At 43.4% G+C, this 15,535-nt stretch carries 12 protein-coding genes, 1 pseudogene and 3 CRISPR repeat arrays; of the genes and pseudogenes, 10 read left to right on the forward strand and 3 right to left on the reverse strand.

The genetic code is table 11. From position 1 onward, the window contains the following. Nucleotides 1-37: 37 nt before the first annotated feature. From infC to RXV91_RS08035, 4 genes are all read left to right on the forward strand, one after another. The gene (gene infC, locus RXV91_RS08020) at nucleotides 38-538 is read left to right on the forward strand and encodes a translation initiation factor IF-3 (protein ID WP_003640278.1); all 501 of its coding nucleotides are present in this window, start codon (nucleotides 38-40) and stop codon (nucleotides 536-538) included. Nucleotides 539-559: 21 nt separating this feature from the next. After that, nucleotides 560-754: a 50S ribosomal protein L35 gene (rpmI, locus tag RXV91_RS08025; protein WP_003638526.1), complete on the forward strand. Its 195-nt coding sequence runs from the start codon at nucleotides 560-562 to the stop codon at nucleotides 752-754. 36 nt (nucleotides 755-790) lie between these two features. Further along, the gene (gene rplT, locus RXV91_RS08030) at nucleotides 791-1,147 is read left to right on the forward strand and encodes a 50S ribosomal protein L20 (RefSeq protein ID WP_003640279.1); all 357 of its coding nucleotides are present in this window, start codon (nucleotides 791-793) and stop codon (nucleotides 1,145-1,147) included. A 245-nt stretch (nucleotides 1,148-1,392) separates the two neighbouring features. Continuing rightward, a complete protein-coding gene (locus tag RXV91_RS08035; protein WP_316439452.1) occupies nucleotides 1,393-1,704 on the forward strand; it encodes a hypothetical protein in 312 nt (103 codons plus the stop codon). Nucleotides 1,705-1,875: 171 nt separating this feature from the next. Here the strand turns inward: RXV91_RS08035 and RXV91_RS08040 are convergent, their stop codons facing one another. Continuing rightward, nucleotides 1,876-3,138: a replication-associated recombination protein A gene (locus RXV91_RS08040; protein WP_316439531.1), complete on the reverse strand. Its 1,263-nt coding sequence runs from the start codon at nucleotides 3,136-3,138 to the stop codon at nucleotides 1,876-1,878. 175 nt (nucleotides 3,139-3,313) lie between these two features. Next, nucleotides 3,314-3,768: direct repeats of the CRISPR family, unit length 28 nt; unit sequence GGATCACCCCCGTATACACGGGGAACAG. Nucleotides 3,769-3,993: 225 nt separating this feature from the next. Next, nucleotides 3,994-5,025, reverse strand: coding sequence for a zinc-binding alcohol dehydrogenase family protein (locus tag RXV91_RS08045; protein ID WP_316439453.1), 1,032 nt, complete (start codon nucleotides 5,023-5,025; stop codon nucleotides 3,994-3,996). A 161-nt stretch (nucleotides 5,026-5,186) separates the two neighbouring features. Between RXV91_RS08045 and RXV91_RS08050 the strand changes: the two genes are divergently transcribed. Both RXV91_RS08050 and RXV91_RS08055 read left to right on the forward strand, forming a co-directional pair. Then, on the forward strand, nucleotides 5,187-5,534 hold the full coding sequence (locus tag RXV91_RS08050) for a helix-turn-helix domain-containing protein (protein ID WP_316439454.1): 348 nt from the start codon (nucleotides 5,187-5,189) through the stop codon (nucleotides 5,532-5,534). Nucleotides 5,535-5,917: 383 nt separating this feature from the next. Further along, nucleotides 5,918-6,667: an amino acid racemase gene (locus RXV91_RS08055; RefSeq protein WP_316439455.1), complete on the forward strand. Its 750-nt coding sequence runs from the start codon at nucleotides 5,918-5,920 to the stop codon at nucleotides 6,665-6,667. 381 nt (nucleotides 6,668-7,048) lie between these two features. Here RXV91_RS08055 and RXV91_RS08060 read toward each other — a convergent pair whose 3' ends face one another. Then, the gene (locus RXV91_RS08060; protein WP_316439456.1) at nucleotides 7,049-7,261 is read right to left on the reverse strand and encodes a hypothetical protein; all 213 of its coding nucleotides are present in this window, start codon (nucleotides 7,259-7,261) and stop codon (nucleotides 7,049-7,051) included. Nucleotides 7,262-7,299: 38 nt separating this feature from the next. Then, nucleotides 7,300-7,876: direct repeats of the CRISPR family, unit length 28 nt; unit sequence GGATCACCCCCGTATGCACGGGGAATAG. 336 nt (nucleotides 7,877-8,212) lie between these two features. Here RXV91_RS08060 and cas1e point away from each other — a divergent pair. From cas1e to RXV91_RS08080, 4 genes and pseudogenes are all read left to right on the forward strand, one after another. Then, nucleotides 8,213-9,164: pseudogene (gene cas1e / locus RXV91_RS08065) on the forward strand (type I-E CRISPR-associated endonuclease Cas1e). Further along, a complete protein-coding gene (cas2e, locus tag RXV91_RS08070; RefSeq protein WP_316439457.1) occupies nucleotides 9,161-10,051 on the forward strand; it encodes a type I-E CRISPR-associated endoribonuclease Cas2e in 891 nt (296 codons plus the stop codon). Before cas1e ends, cas2e begins: the two are co-directional and overlap by 4 nt. 100 nt (nucleotides 10,052-10,151) lie before the next feature. Then, a CRISPR array of direct repeats spans nucleotides 10,152-10,545; the repeat unit is 28 nt; unit sequence GGATCACCCCCGTATACACGGGGAATAG. Nucleotides 10,546-11,043: 498 nt separating this feature from the next. Next, nucleotides 11,044-13,791 carry a CRISPR-associated helicase Cas3' gene (cas3, locus tag RXV91_RS08075; RefSeq protein ID WP_316439458.1) on the forward strand — a complete coding sequence of 916 codons (2,748 nt, stop codon included), beginning with the start codon at nucleotides 11,044-11,046 and terminating at the stop codon, nucleotides 13,789-13,791. Beyond that, nucleotides 13,788-15,527: a type I-E CRISPR-associated protein Cse1/CasA gene (locus RXV91_RS08080; RefSeq protein ID WP_396426756.1), complete on the forward strand. Its 1,740-nt coding sequence runs from the start codon at nucleotides 13,788-13,790 to the stop codon at nucleotides 15,525-15,527. The genes cas3 and RXV91_RS08080 overlap by 4 nt, the downstream gene beginning before the upstream one ends. The last annotated feature ends 8 nt before the right edge of the window (nucleotides 15,528-15,535 follow it).

Below are 15,535 nucleotides of genomic sequence, written 5' to 3' on the forward strand. Positions count from 1 at the left end.
AATATTTCGGAGGTGAATTACCATAGCTAAAGATTCAATGGTTAATGACGGCATCCGTGCTCGCGAAGTACGTTTGATCGCCAGCGATGGTGAACAATTAGGTGTCAAGTCACGACAAGAAGCAATGCAGATTGCTGAAGACGCTAGTTTAGATCTAGTATTGGTTGCGCCGAAAGCGAAACCACCCGTTGCCAGAATTATGGATTATGGGAAGTACCGTTTCGAGCAACAAAAGAAGGATCGGGAAGCCCGTAAGAAGCAAAAAGTGGTCAGCATCAAAGAGGTCCGCTTGAGCCCAGCTATCGACACCAATGACTTTAACACGAAGCTGAAACATGCTGAAAAGTTCTTGTCAAAAGGTGACAAGGTTCGCGTCTCCATCCGGTTTAAGGGCCGCGCTATTACCCATAAGGATATTGGTCGCCAAGTCTTAAATCGAATGATTGAAGCTACTAAGGAATTTTCTACGGTCGAAGCCTATCCTAAGATGGATGGCCGGAGTATGTTCCTAGTACTAGCACCAAAAACAGATAAGTAATTTCTAGGAGGATTATTGATTATGCCAAAACAAAAGACAAACCGCGCTGCTGCAAAGCGTTTCAAGGTAACTGCTAAGGGTAAGATTAAGAGCGCCAACGCTTTTACTAGTCATCGTTTCCATGGTAAGACTAAGAAACAACGTCGCCAATTACGTGGTACGGCTATTATCGAAAAGCCAATGGTCAAGACATACCACAAGTTATTACAAAAATAATTCACAACGTTTTAGTTAAATCTAGGAGGAAATAACATGGCTCGAGTAAAAGGTGGAACTGTAACACGCAAACGTCGCAAACGGATTTTAAAATTAGCTAAAGGTTACCGTGGTGCTAAGCACATTCAATTTAAGGTTGCTAAGGACCAAGTAATGAAGTCATACCTATACGCCTTCCGCGATCGTCGCCGGCGTAAGAGTGACTTCCGTCGTCTTTGGATTGCCCGGATCAACGCGGCAGCCCGGATCAACGACATCAGCTACAGTCAATTAATGCACGGTTTGAAGTTAGCTAACGTTGACGTTAACCGTAAGATGTTAGCTGATTTAGCTGTTAATGATGCTGATGCTTTCAAGGCATTGGTTGACACTGCTAAAAAGGCACTTGCTTAATTTAAAACTTAATTAGGGCGTTGGCTCTAATGTTTGAACGATCGTCATCCTGTATGGGTGGCGGTCGTTTTGTTTTGACGCTTAATTAAGTGACACGATTCCTGGACAAGGTGGTTCGGTGTTTTGACGTCCTTACTGAATCTTGAGATTGATTTGACACACTATTGTGATATAGTAACAATGTAAGCGATTACTTATGTGCTGATTAATTATTTGCTGAGGAGCTTTGGAGAAGGGGGGTCACCATGGCAACAGTTTTACCTAAAGCAGTTAAGGTCTGGATGGGCGCCAACATCTTGCAGATTGAGTTTGATAATGGGGAGTTTCGATACATGCGTACACATTTCATTGATGACTATGCTTCTGCGTGGTCACCCAAAAAGGGTAAGGGGAAGCGGCGCAATTTGTGGTTAATGCCATCTTGGGAATGGTTGGGTGCCAATGCTCGGATTGAACCGGATGGCACTGTCGTGTTGTTCGAAAAGGATGTTTATACGGCCCAAGAACTTTGGCATAATAGTGTGACGCGAATTGACTTGGTCTCCGGTGTGCACTGATTCATAAAAGCTGATGCCAAATAAAAATGGACTTGGTTATTTGACTGAGTCCATTTTTTGATGCCGCTTGGAGTATACGTGGATAACGGCCTAAGTGAGCCATTTAGTGCGCGATTCTGATTTGTGAAAAGCGAGTGTGATTTCTGATTGGTTAAGCCAGTCTGCCATTGTCTATTCGTGATAATCTTCGTTATAAATAAAGCGATGCAGTTTTAGGTATTGTGCACCGAGTTTGCGTTCATTTTCATTATCTTTAGGGTAATAATAACGACGACCAGCCAATCCTTTAGGCATGTAGTTTTGTTGGGCAATCTGATGTGGCATTTGGAATGGATTATCGATCAGACCACCACCTGTAATTTCCTCGGAGTGCTTGTAGTGCATATCGCGCAATCCACGGGGCATGGGGTGCTGGCTTGGATTTTGTGTGTCCTGGTCTAGTTTTTCCCAGGACTGGTCAAACGAACCAGACTTGGGTGAAATGCACATCAGCATGGTGGCAAACATTAGTGGATATTTTGCTTTGGGCATGCCAATCTTTTCGGCTTGGTTGACGGCGACCACAATTTGTGTGACCTGTTCCGGGTTAGCTAAGCCGATATAAGTGTATGGAATTTCACGTAACCGGCGGACCACTGAGGGTAAGTCATCATTTTTTAACAAAATGGTTAAGTAGTAGAGCGCCGCGTCAGTATCTGAGCCAGCCATCGAATCCGAATAAGCCGACAGATAGTCATAATGCTTAGTTGCCTTCCGGTCGTAGCTAAAATGTTGTTGCTGGGCAAAGTGTTGTACTGCAGCAACAGTGATTTGCTTCTGGTCAATAGCGTGGAGTGTTTCCAAGATGTTTAACGCAATTCGCAGATCCCCTTCGGCAGAAATAGCGATCAGGTTAAGGGCTTTAGCGTCCACCTGATCGTCGGTTAGGTTGTAAATGTCGGTTACCGCACGGCGTAACGCGATTTCGATATCTGTGTCGCTCAATGGTTGAAACTCAAAAATTTGACAGCGCGAACGAATGGCAGGAACGATTGACATAATCGGATTTTCGGTCGTTGAGCCAATTAGCATCACGTGCCCATTCTCTAAGTAGGGCAACAAAAAATCCTGCAATGTTTTAGTCATGCGGTGAATTTCGTCAATCAATAGAACAAACGATTGATCGGGATATTGCGCGATGGCTTTAGTTAACTGAGCCTTATTTTCGGTCGAAGCATTAAAAGCCACGAAGGGATAGTCATTTTGACTAGCGATGATTTGTGCCAAGCTGGTTTTGCCAGTTCCCGGCGGCCCCCACAGAATGAGGGGAATATTAACGTGCTGATCAATAATCTGGCGTAGTGGCTGGCCCGACTTCAACAAGTCCTGTTGTCCGACCATCTGATCCAGTGATTGTGGCCGCATTTGATCAGCCAACGGTGTTTTAAATGCCAATTTCAAAGTCCTTTCCGATAAAAAAATTTAGTCAAAATTATGCTATTATCATAGCACTAATATTTTGGAAGCTTAAAAAGAAAGTTTGGCAGTTTTAGCGGGGAACGGCGCTGAAGTGAGCGAGTCTGATGCCACAGGTTTGACGTTGGTTCGGACTGGAAAGCTTAATAGTTTAGGATCACCCCCGTATACACGGGGAACAGAGTTTCAGCTGCAGAATATTGAAGGTAAGTTAGGGATCACCCCCGTATACACGGGAAACAGTTGGTTCTGCAGTTACGCTTGCCCGTACCCATGGGATCACCCCCGTATACACGGGGAACAGTCTTTAAGCGTGCCACCGTGCCGAAGCTCATCAGGATCACCCCCGTATACACAGGGAACAGCGACATTCTTGTAACAATGGATACGGCGCTCTAGGATCACCCCCGTATACACGGGGAACAGTCTTTCTGTCCTTGGATTACTTTGGCCAAACTAGGATCACCCCCGTATACACGGGGAACAGGGAAATTAGTAACGTGGAGTTACGAGGGAACTGGGATCACCCCCGTATACACGGGGAACAGCTTGCCGGTGCATATTCGCAGTATATTTATTCGGGATCACCCCCGTATACACGGGGAACAGACTAAATAAATCCCGGTAAATCAACAATCCAAAATAACCAAACAGCGAATTTTAGTTAACTTGCAACATCACCGCTACTTTGACTATAAGGTATGATGCCAAGAATATCAATAATTTCTCCATTGGAGTGCAACATCAGTTGTAAGCACCAAAAGACAGAAAAGGACAGTGTATTTGGCGAGTTAAAGTTGACCATTATTGCGCGAACCGTAATCCGACGTCAACTCATTCCCATCCTTCAATAACTACCTTGCCAATCATATGATGCTGCTCGATAAGTTGATGGGCCTGCTGTAAATTAAGTGCGTTGATGGGCCGTAGTGTCTGCGATAGCGTGCTTTGAAGCAAGCCACGGTCAAGTAAATCCGCAATAGTTTCTAGGATATAGTGTTGACTAATCATGTCGGCCGTGTGGTAGTAGGACTTTGAGTACATCCATTCCCATGCAAACGTCCCGCGTTTTTTAGTTAGTTTTTTAAGGTCGATTGGGCGCCGATTTTCGGTAATTGATGCGATGTGGCCACCGGGTTTAATGAGCGTGCACATCTCATTCCAGTGGCTGTCAAGATCGCTTAATCCGAGTATATAATCGACATCTTTAATACCTAAAGCATGTACTTCACTAACCAAATCATGACGATGATTGACGACTAAATCGGCGCCGTGCTGCTGCGTCCAGGCGATGCTTTCAGGTCGGGAAGCACTACTAATAACCGTGAGCCCCGCCAATTTAGCTAACTGAGTGGCAATTGAACCGACACCACCAGCGCCATTGATGATGAGAATGGTTTGATTGCGTTTTTCGGAATTAGGTTTAGCAGGGTCAAAAGGAATGTGAAGTTGTTCAAATAATGCCTCGTATGCGGTCAGCGAAGTAAGTGGTATGGCCGCACGAGCAGCGGTTGTTAATGTTGTGGGGGCGTGACCGACGAGGCGTTCATCAACCAAGTGATAAGCACTGTCGCAGCCGGGACGTCTAAATGAGCCAGCATAAAAGACGTGGTCGCCGGGTTGAAACAGGGTGACAGCTTCTCCAACGGCGGTCACAATACCAGTGGCGTCCCAACCGAGGATCTTGGGTCGCATGAGGTGCTCATGTCCTGTTTTGCGAACGCCGACGTCGACTGGATTGACAGCGACGGCTTGAATTTGAACAAGTATGTCGTGGCCGTGGGGAGTGGGGTCGGCGACTGTCACTTCTTGTAAACTAGCAGGATTTTCAATAGGTAAGTGGTCGGTAAAACCAATTGCATGCATAATAATCGAACTCCTTTCATGACATTACTATAGGTTGTCGATTAATGATATACAAGACGTGAATTAATTGTCACATAGGGACGATTTTGTAACGTGCAAGTCCGATTTAGTCGGAGAAATTGTGCTACAATCAAAGCACTTAATTGGAGTGGGGTGAGATAATGCAACGACAAATATACGATTGTGCGGCAGGTTGTCCAGTTGAAAGTACCTTGCAAGTCATTGCGGGTAAGTGGAAAAGTGTTATTTTATACCATTTGTTAACAACTGGTACGTGTCGTTTTAGTACCTTGCAAAAGCGACTACCAGGATGTTCACGACGAATGTTGGCACGCCAACTACAGGAAATGGTCCAAGATGGCGTGATTGCAAAACGTGTTTATCCGGTTGTACCACCGAAAACTGAGTACTGGGTCACGCCATTTGGTCAGACTTTGAAACCAGTGATTATGGCCATGGAAGCATGGGGGCGGCAGTATAATTCAGTTAGTGGGAATATCATTAGTTAGTAGTGATTTGAGGGCGGTCCCACATTGCTTGCAGAAAATTTTGATAACGATTATTGAACTAGGCTTACTAAGAATCGATGTGATTCTTAGTAAGCCTAGTTATTTGTTTACATTCGCTTTTTTTGTGAGGTGGCAAACTGGTAACATTAGAAGCCCCTTATTTAGCCTGAAAACTGTTTGCTGAGTAATAACTAAATAAAAAATAATCGTAGTGGTAAGCAATGATACCGTATTAAGTTGGGGAGGGATTGCAAATTAGTTGCTTGTAGTTGAACACTTGTTAGATAATAAGCAACAACCTAATTAAACACGATTCGTTATATCAGTTATTGCTGAGTTGTAAGTCTCAATTAGTTTTTCGTCTGCTAAATGGGGGTGCTGTTATGGAAAATTGTTTTGGAATCATTGGTGGGATGGGAACGATGGCAACCGAGGATTTTGTGCATACCGTTAATCGGCTGACTGTCACGCATCGTGATCAAGATTATTTGAATTATGTGGTTTTAAATGATGCGCAGATTCCTGACCGTACTGCCTATATCTTGGATCAGAGTTGTGCGAACCCACTACCATCATTGAAAGCGGATGTGCAGTTACTCAATCGGTTAGGGGCCAATTTTATCGTGATGACGTGTAACACGGCACATTATTTTATACCGGCGTTAACAGCGATTACCAACGTGCCGATTTTGAATATGCCAGCACTTGCAGTCGAAGCGGCTTGTCAATTGCAGCAACCGCGACCGTTACGAATCGGTATTTTGGCGACGACTGGAACACTGAAGTCACAACTTTATCAGCAACTCATTCGAACTAATGGTCATATACCGGTCGTGCCAACTGAGCAGCAACAAGCTCAAGTGATGGCCTTAATTTATGAAGATATCAAGCAGCATGACTATGTGGACCAGATTAAGTTTCATGGGATAATTGCTCAACTGTTGGGCCCTGCTCATTGTGATGTCGTTATCTTAGGGTGCACGGAATTGTCAGTGGCTCAGGATGCGGCACCGTACGGTTCTAAACGGGTTATTGATGCACAGTACGAATTGGCCAGAGTAACAGTCCAATGTGCACAGGCCGCTAAGCCAACAATGATACTTCGGCGGCAACAGTCAATGAATGGTTACTAGAGGTGTACAGGTAGTCGGCAGTGATGTTATCAGCAAGTTTATAGTAGCCTAAATAGCCATCCTCGTTAATTAATCTTTAATTAGCGAAGGTGGCCGTTTAAGCTGCTAGATTGTGATCATGAATTGGTAGTCCAATTTGATTGACTGATGACGTAAAAATCGAAGGGAATGTTGCGATAATCAAGCTGAATTAAAATATAAAACGAAATAGGTAGGCTAAAAAATAAATTCAAGCAAGTTAGTTTGAATTTATTTTGCATGTATCTATATTTCGTCAATACTTTTTTATTAATATGAAGGATTAAATTAAAGAATCGTTAAGTACAAAGTGTGCCATATAGTAACTGAAGATTCCATTTTATGCTATGGAAAGTAGTGTATCTAATTCATCGTAAATACGCCGATCATTATATAAATTAGAGCATCCGCTAAAAGTCCGAATACAATTGCCATTCCAAGATATTTGATGATGTTAATAATGACTTCGAGTAGTTCAAATGTTTTTTCACCTTCTTCAATATAAATTTTATAGCTGGTAACGTCTTCAATATATGCTGCAAATGTTTCACCGGGCTCAGCCAGATTTGCGTCCAACAGTGCGATTAAAGGCTGACCAGATTCTTTATTGAAATATGGGTCGCCCGTGTACACGGGGAATAGACAAAAGAGAAAGGTAACCTTTCGATTAAACGAGGATCATCCTCGTATGCACGGGGAATAGATATTGATTATCAATTGTTAAGGAGTGATTTAAGGATCACCCCCGTATATACGGGGAATAGTAGCGTGTTTGCGTGATCTTCTTTAACTCAGTAGGATCACCCCCGTATGCACGGGGAATAGAACACATCATCTGCAATCGGCCAATGTTCTCCGGGATCACCCCCGTATGCACGAGGAATAGTAACATTCCTTAAAGCATTAACGGATCATGATAGGATCACCCCCGTATGCACGGGGAATAGACAGTGAGTAAGCACAGAGTTATTGTTGGTTCAGGATCACCCCCGTATGCACGGGGAATAGCTGTTCAGCCGTCCAGTGCTCACTTGTACCTGGGGATCACCCCCGTATGCACGGGGAATAGTGAAGGATGCACACCGTATCGCTAGAATGATTGGGATCACCCCCGTATGCACGGGGAATAGTTCTAGTGTAGGCGATATTACCAGCTTAATCAAGGATCACCCCCGTATGCACGGGGAATAGACTATAGAAATGCTGATATATCAACAATACGGAAGCACCGATGAGCAATTTTTAGTTAACTTTGTATCTGATATCTGACAATAAGTATACATATATGTGTTTTTTCTGGCAAATGAATTATGCTATTATAATTATGAAGCTGCAATGATTTTGATGAATATAGATATTCAGAAGTTTTTTGAATATATGAGTTACAGTGCAATGTAAGCGCTTTTTTGTTTGGTCAATACCTATCCTATATTTAAAAGTTCATTATGTTCTTTATCCATGGAAAAATTGCTTTTTGAGAATCAACTGTGTGAACTTGAGGCTAGTCATCTTGGAGGTGCAGTACTAATGGAAAAATCTGGAGCAAAAAAACCAGAATTGTCAGAGTTGAGTCGAATTCATGATCGATTAACATTTTTATATTTGGAACATGCCAAACTCGATCGCCAAGATAGTGCGATTCGAGTCAGTGATGCTCGTGGTGTTGTCTTTGTACCGGCAGCAATTATTAGTGTGTTAATGCTGGGGCCAGGTGTGGATGTTACGCACCGAGCGATGGAACTAATGGGGGGACGCGGGAATGGCAGTTGTGTGGGTCGGTGAGTGGGGTGTGCGGCAGTATGCACATGGTCGAGCATTGAATCACTCGTCGCGATTGCTTGAAGCCCAGGCAAGATTATTTTCAAATCAACGTTCACGTTTGACAGTTGCACGTAAGATGTATCAAATGCGTTTTCCGAATGATGACGTGACAACTTTATCAATGCAAAAGCTACGCGGTAAGGAAGGTGCACGTGTTCGCCAAGTTTATCGATTGGAGTCTGAACGTACGGGGGTCAGTTGGACACGGCGTGAATACAATCCTGACAATTTTGAAGCGAGTTCACCAATTAATCAGGCGTTGACTGCAGCGCACCAAGCATTATATGGGTTGAGTTATAGCGTGATTATGGCGATGGGGGCTTCGGCGGGGCTTGGATTTGTACATACTGGTCATGACCTATCTTTTGTTTATGATTTCGCTGACTTGTATAAGGCTGAAACTTCAATTCCAGTTGCTTTTGATATCGTGGCTGCTTCGATGGCCGATGAAGATATTGCTAGAAGTACGCGTTTGGCAATGCGGGACGCCTTTGTTGATGGCAAACTAGTGCGACGAATGGTTTCAGACTTGAAGGCAATTCTCGGTGTCACTGAGACTACTACGGAAGTTAGCAATCTTAGCCTTTGGGACGATCAGTTGGGATTACAAGAATTTGGTGTTCAATATCACGAGACTGAAGTGGGTGAAATAAAATGATTGTAATTACACTAACGAAGGTGCCAAGTGCCTTGCGCGGTGACCTGACCAAATGGTATCAAGAGATTCAGACAGGGGTCTATGTGGGTAATGTTAGTGCCCGTGTCCGTGATTCATTGTGGTTGCGAATTGTTGAGAATATCGGTCGGGGTGAAGCAACCATGGTCTACAATGCCAATAACGAACTCGGCTATCAATTCAAGACGACTCGCCATGATCATCAAGTGGTAGATTTTGATGGGATTCCGCTAATGATGCACCTTGTAGCGAGTCAATCGGTGGAAAAAAATGGCTATAGTAACGCTGCTAAGTTTCATAAGGCCCGGATGATGACGCGAAAAGTTCAACGACAACAGTCCCACTACAGTGATGAACCGGTCGTGGCAGTAGATATTGAAACGACGGGACTGGATCCAAGTAAAGATGTTATTATTTCAATCGCAGCAGTTAAAAGTATTTCCGATGGTCAAACGAGTGAGTTTAGCCGACTAATAAAAATTGATCGATTGTTGCCCCCAAAAATTGTTGAACTTACTGGGATTACACGTGACATGCTTAATGAGCAAGGCGTTTCGATAGCTATGGCGTTGAGTGAAATGAAGGTCTTTATCGGTAACAGTGTAATCGTAGGCTATAATTTTCATTTTGACGAAATGTTCTTGAAGCAAGCATTTATAGAAAAAGACATAGAAGGATTGACCAATCAGACAACAGATCTCATGCCCATTGTGAAACGCACAAATGTCTTCCTAGATAATTATCGCTTGTCAACGGTGTTAGCGGCTTATCAAATTGTGAACTTAAGGCCACATAACGCGTTTTCAGATGCTAAGGCAACACTGGCGTTAGCCCACAAGTTGATTAAAGATGGTTCTTTAAATGTTTAGTGAGACTTTGTAGCATGCTGACGTGTGAAACATGCACTTTTATATTTGTGGAGTTGTATTTGTTTGAAAGTGATTTGTTGTTGTTTATATGGCTTTGTTTGGGTTACCCCCGTATACACGGGGAATAGTTGACCCATTTAGCTGAACTAGCTGGCTTACTAGGATCACCCCCGTATACACAGGGAATAGGCTCACGATCACTCATAAACGGCTTGGTACCCAGGATCACCCCCGTATACACGGGGAATAGTTAGTCTCACGAATTTTAGGGAATAAAAACTTAGGATCACCCCCGTATACACGGGGAATAGCAGAAAAAGTACAAGCATTATTAGATAGCGATAGGATCACCCCCGTATACACGGGGAATAGGTTTTCAGCATAAATTATAACGAAGTTGGCGAAGGATCACCCCCGTATACACGGGGAATAGAACATGAATATAAACGGTCAAGAAGAAGCTATGGGATCACCCCCGTATACACGGGGAATAGACTAAACAAAGCCTATTATAGCAGCAATATCAAATCAGTACTTGAGAGATTTAAGCCAACTTGCTTAATTGATGTCATTAACATTGACCATACAAGCAAGTGCAAATTGTGTGATACAAAAATTTTAAGCGATAAATTTATGAATAACAATAACTATGTGGTGGACAATAAGCACTAGGCTTACAAAATACATATCTCATCTATAAAGCAAAATCATTTACCGTTTCAACGATTTTTATTCACATAAATAGTTTAGATAAAGATAACCATATTTTATTAAGTATGAAGCTGAATCTTTAAAAGTTAAATGTTAATATAAGATATAGTTAATTTTTGAAATTATTTTACAGACAGCTAGAAACTTAAAATAAATATCCAATGAGAGTAAGTTCAGTGAACGGAGATTACACGGTACAATGATTATCTTTCGTATATAACTACCAGCATTGATCGTCTAAAAGTGCTAATAGTAATACTAATGTTAGGGGCGAAAAATCAATGACAGAATTTTCACGGTTAGCACAGAGCCTATGGGCCAAGAAGCGCTCAGATGATGGTCAGCGGCTTTGGCTGCCACTGATTGTTCATCTAAAGGATTGCGAAAACACCATTAATTGGTTATTCAATCACTGGTTGAGCGATGGTCAGCGGCAACAATTATCAGAAGTGACCTCGGAGGAAGATGTACAGAGATTAGTGAAGTTTTTGGGATTTACCCACGATATTGGAAAAGCCACCCCGGCATTTCAGACTAAGCCAGCTTATAATGGCGATCATCAATTAGATCAATTATTAATTGAACAACTGATGCAAAATGGATTTCAAGATTTAGCTAGTTTAAACTTGTCATCCGCACGTGAATCACCTCACGCACTTGCTGGTGAAGCCATTCTAGAATCATTCGGAGTGAATCCAACGGTGGGGGCAATTATTGGTGGACATCATGGCAAAACTGCAAGCGCTTCACCAAAACGACAGATTAAAGACTACACGGCTAATTACTATCAGAATGATAACCAACCTGGTCTCCAAATAGCATGGCAACAGGTTCAACGTGAACTAGTGGCATATGGGTTACATACTGCCGGCTATCAGACTACTGCCGAAATTCCTACTTTAAATCAGCCTGAAGCCGTGATTTTAACTGGGCTATTAATTATGGCAGATTGGTTGGCTTCGAGCGAGTACTTAAATGAAAATCCTGATAAACCACTATTCCCATTAGTGACAACAATGCAGTCGGTGACAGATATTGATTTACAGGCTCGTTTTCGCGACGCAATCACAACTTGGCAGTCAGATGATGAATGGGTGCCGGCACCGCTTGCTCACGATCGGGACCCATATCAGGTGCGTTTTGGCTTTCACGCGCGACCGGTTCAAGCAGCCATTACGAACGCACTCGGGGCGACTAGTGATCCTGGAATGGCCATCGTTGAGGCACCAATGGGACTGGGCAAGACCGAGATTGCGTTAATTGCTGTTGAACAGCTTGCAAGAATGACCGGTCGTGACGGGGTGTATATGGGGCTCCCTACCCAGGCAACCACTAACGCGATGTTTGCACGTGTGAATGACTGGCTGGAGCGTGTTGCAGATGAACAATCAGCCCGACTCTCAATTAAATTGATGCATGGCAAGGCACAGTTTAATCAGATGTATAAGCGTCTACCGAATGCCAGCAATGTTAATTCAACAGATGAGCATGGTGGTGCCGTGACTGTCAATAGTTGGTTTGGCGGAAAAAAGTCGATTTTAACCAAATTTACAGTGGGGACTATCGATAACTTGTTACTAATGGGATTGAAACAAAAGCATCTTTTTTTGCGCCACCTTGGTTTTTCTGGAAAAGTTGTTGTGATTGATGAAGTGCACGCCTATGATGCGTACATGAATAAGTATCTGCTCAGAGCAATCGAATGGTTAGGCGCATATCACGTGCCCGTTGTTATTTTATCGGCAACTTTACCCAAAACAAAACGAAATCAGCTATTAAAAGCGTATTTAAAGGGAAAGTATGGTCGGCGTTATCATCAAATATTGAAAGTCGCTCCGACTGGCTGGGAAGACACGCAGGCGTATCCGTTGTTAAGCATATTGGACGGTCCGGACATCAAACAATTGACTAAGTTTGAAGGCCAAAGTGATCAAACTGCACTTACACTTGAAGTTCAGCGTAACAACCAGGATGATCAGGAATTGATTATGACGTTGTTGAAGCAATTGAGTCAGGGGGGCATTGCTGGAATTATTGTCAATACTGTCAAGCGAGCGCAGGACTTAGCGGCACTGATTCCCACAGATGTGCCATTAATGGTGTTACATTCGGCATTTTTAGCGCCAGATCGTGCTCAACAGGAAATGAAATTACAAGCGGCGATTGGGAAACACGGCGAGCGGCCTGCTAAATTAGTCGTGATTGGCACCCAGGTGTTGGAACAGTCCTTAGATATCGATTTTGATATCTTGTATACGGACATCGCCCCGATGGATTTGATCTTACAGCGGGCCGGTCGTTTGCATCGACATCAAATGATCCAACGTCCCCGTAGGTTTCAACAACCACAGTTGAAAATTATGGGTATCAAGGGTTTCGGCGACTATGGTGCAGGCAATGAGGCCGTCTACGGCAAGTATTTATTGATGAAGACCGATTATTTTCTCAAGAATCAGATTAAGTTGCCTGACGATATTTCCACCCTCGTTCAGCAGGTATATGATTCGGCGACGGATACACAAGTTCCTGAGATTACGACTGCTGCGGAAGATTTTGCGACGGATTTAAAGACCGAGCAACAGAAAGCTCAAGTTTTTCAAATTAGTGCGCCACAACTAAAGCATGGTAAATCAATTCATGGGTGGCTGGATCGCAATCATCGCGATATTGTCACTGATCAGCAGGCCAGTGCAGCTGTACGTGATATTCAAGAAACATTAGAAGTTATCTTGATCCAGCACGTGAATCAAGATGATTTTCTACTGGATGGTCGTCAACTAGATGAGGTCGCTTCCACAGAAATTGCACAGCAGACGTTACGCTTGCCGGTAGCGGTAACACCTAATATTACCAAAGCAATCAATCAGCTAGAAGATTTGACGCGACCTTACCATGCGCGTTGGCAGGACGATATTTGGCTACGTGGTGTGCTGGTATTACCACTTGATCAGAAGCTGACTGCTGAGTTTGGTAAGTGGCGGCTCAGTTACTCATCACAATTAGGATTGAGTTATTCGAAGGAGGAATGAAGACGGTGACAAGACAAACTTTTAATTTGACGACGGATCCGTGGATTGTAGTGATCGATGCCCGTACGAATCAAGAGGTCACAGTTTCACTAATTGAGTTGTTTCAAAATGCCCAGTATTATCGACAACTCGCTGGTGATATGCGTGCACAAGACTTAGCAATTTTACGACTGTTATTGGCAATTCTGACGACAATCTATACGCGGTACAACGCTGATAATCAAGCCTATGAGTGGTTGACCGTCGATGATATGGACAAAGTCGAGCACGTTGATGAGGACTACGGGATTGATGAGATTCACGATGATTTAAAGCAAACTTGGGCAGACTTGTTTGCAAGTGGTCATTTTTCCACAATTGTGACAGATTATTTGCAACGTCATGCGAGGCAGTTCGATTTGTTTGGCGATCAACCGTTTTATCAAGTAACAGCGTCGGCATATGATGAATTTGTCCCTGAGACGAAGAGTGTCGCACGTAGTAAACGGACGGGCAAACCTACCGGCCAAGTTGCTGTGCGACAAATGAATCGACGCATCTCTGAGAGTGGTAATTCAGTAGCGTTGTTCGCTCCCAAAGTTAATGAAACTAAAAATGATTTGACACTAGCCGAGTTAGTACGCTGGCTGATTATGTACCAAAATTATACTGGGGTTACTGACAAGACAAAGATTAATAGTGACGAAAAATTCTCTAACGGGGCTGGCTGGCTGTATCGACTCAATCCGGTTTATGCGAGTGGGCACTCCCTATTTGAATTTTTAATGTTGAATTTAATCTTAATCCCAACTGTTTCAGATGAACAGTACATCGTACAGCAACCCGTCTGGGAATATGCGACCTTGACCGCATACTTGCAAGAACGTCAGCGTCAACAAGTCCCGGATAACTTAGCAGCATTGTATACCACTTGGTCACGACTATTGCATCTTGAGTGGGATGATCAACAACGGCCGACAATCTATAGTGCGGGTATTCCAATGTTTGATACTGAAGATGCCCTGATTGAACCGATGACTTTGTGGCGCCAAGATAAAAAGACCAGTCGTTTTCGGCCAGCAGTCAATGGAATTAAATATATGGGTAAAGCGATGTGGCGTAATTTTGGTCAATATGTCAACGTCAATCATAGTGATGACATTCATGAAGCGGGAATTGTTGCATGGCTACATTACTTAAAGACGGAGGGCTTAGTAGCAGATGACCAGCAATTGTGGTTAGCTTCTACGGTATTGATCAGTGATGGTAACATGTCTTCACAGATGCCGGCAACTGAGGTCTATGATGACATGCAAATTCAAGCAGACGTGCTGTTCGATGAGGCAACGGCCGATTATTGGCCCGTTCGGATTGAAGATGTCATCGAATTGACACAAAAAATTGGTGATGGGTACTATCACTTTGCTGCAACGGTCGGCCAAATCCGGAATATCGACGCTAAGCAATTTGCTCAACGCCATAGTGTTCAGTTCTATGCGAGCTTAAATCGACCATTTAAGGAGTGGCTGGCTAGCTTGACTGGCGACGATGATCGGGATGCTAAGATTGATGAGTGGCGGCAGACTTTGCAACAAATAACGCTACAAGCGGCCAGTGCAATGATGGCGACTAGTTCATCACGTGATGTTCGGGGTATTGTTGAACGCGATAAAAATAACGTGCTTCGACAAGTCAATATTTTTACGGCTAATAATCAATTGCGTCGACTCGTGTTTACACAACTAAGTGGAAAGTAGGCGAAAAT

This window comes from Lactiplantibacillus sp. DA1 (assembly GCF_032681335.1).
GTDB lineage: Bacteria > Bacillota > Bacilli > Lactobacillales > Lactobacillaceae > Lactiplantibacillus.

Bases quoted from the DNA above. Each gene is read 5' to 3' on its own strand.
- infC (WP_003640278.1), top strand. From the start codon at position 38: ATGGTTAATGACGGCATCCGTGCTCGCGAAGTACGTTTGATCGCCAGC.
- rpmI (WP_003638526.1), top strand. From the start codon at position 560: ATGCCAAAACAAAAGACAAACCGCGCTGCTGCAAAGCGTTTCAAGGTA.
- rplT (WP_003640279.1), top strand. From the start codon at position 791: ATGGCTCGAGTAAAAGGTGGAACTGTAACACGCAAACGTCGCAAACGG.
- RXV91_RS08035 (WP_316439452.1), top strand. From the start codon at position 1,393: ATGGCAACAGTTTTACCTAAAGCAGTTAAGGTCTGGATGGGCGCCAAC.
- RXV91_RS08045 (WP_316439453.1), bottom strand. From the start codon at position 5,025: ATGCATGCAATTGGTTTTACCGACCACTTACCTATTGAAAATCCTGCT.
- RXV91_RS08050 (WP_316439454.1), top strand. From the start codon at position 5,187: ATGCAACGACAAATATACGATTGTGCGGCAGGTTGTCCAGTTGAAAGT.
- RXV91_RS08055 (WP_316439455.1), top strand. From the start codon at position 5,918: ATGGAAAATTGTTTTGGAATCATTGGTGGGATGGGAACGATGGCAACC.
- cas2e (WP_316439457.1), top strand. From the start codon at position 9,161: ATGATTGTAATTACACTAACGAAGGTGCCAAGTGCCTTGCGCGGTGAC.
- cas3 (WP_316439458.1), top strand. From the start codon at position 11,044: ATGACAGAATTTTCACGGTTAGCACAGAGCCTATGGGCCAAGAAGCGC.
- RXV91_RS08080 (WP_396426756.1), top strand. From the start codon at position 13,788: ATGAAGACGGTGACAAGACAAACTTTTAATTTGACGACGGATCCGTGG.